Origin of the sequence: Klebsiella sp. A-Nf5, assembly GCF_002810545.1 — a bacterium.
Classification (GTDB): Bacteria; Pseudomonadota; Gammaproteobacteria; order Enterobacterales; family Enterobacteriaceae; genus Klebsiella; species Klebsiella variicola.
This window is the reverse complement of sequence record NZ_PIOG01000018.1, coordinates 1-676: the sequence shown is the minus strand read 5'-3', so window position 1 is coordinate 676 and position 676 is coordinate 1. Positions and strand designations below refer to the sequence as shown.

At 46.0% G+C, this 676-nt stretch carries 1 protein-coding gene and 1 pseudogene; both read left to right on the top strand.

The features are described from left to right. A pseudogene (locus tag CWM53_RS00890) lies at positions 1–274 on the top strand (hypothetical protein); the annotation flags it as partial. Positions 275–278: 4 nt separating this feature from the next. Then, on the top strand, positions 279–676 hold a 398-nt coding region (locus CWM53_RS00885; RefSeq protein ID WP_227521681.1), incomplete at its 3' end, for a hypothetical protein.

Below are 676 nucleotides of genomic sequence, written 5' to 3'. Positions count from 1 at the left end.
CGGGCAGGTCTGCGGTGTGCTCAAAGCGTGCTGGATTTACCGGGGATGGGAGGCCTCGCGTGCATCGACTATAGTGTCCATTCTGCTGATTATCCCTGCATTCCTGGTATTTTGGCTGGCGCTTTATGTCGGGGGGCCGATTCTGGTGTGCTCTGTCAGTATGGCGTTGTTTCTTGGTGTTGGCGTCGTGGTTAACGTATGGATCAAAGATCCTGTGGGGCTGTTCTGGTCGCTGTACAGCTATATCCCTTTATATGCCATCATCTATATGTGATTGAATGATGATGAAAATATCAAACATGTATGATTGTGACCCTGTAAATGAATTCGCTTATGTTCGTGAGAGGTTAAATGGCATTTTTCTTCGCCTCTCGGAAGAACCCTTTATCCGACTGAGTAAAACAAGAATCATGCAACGTCATCTCTCGGACATACAGTGGATGTTGAACCACAACCATTACCCTACACCAGGACAGGTCGATTTTTTTATCAGCCTGTTGCGGGATGATAAATTCAGTGTGGTCAGAGAGGAAGGGCGATACACAAAAGGTGCAGCAGATATTCAGCTGATGATCGATGCACTAAAGGATATCCGGGATTTTTTAAAACTGATTACCCGGTATGAAACAGAGGGGGATATTATCAGGCTCACATCGTGTTCAGCCTGGAAAAATAC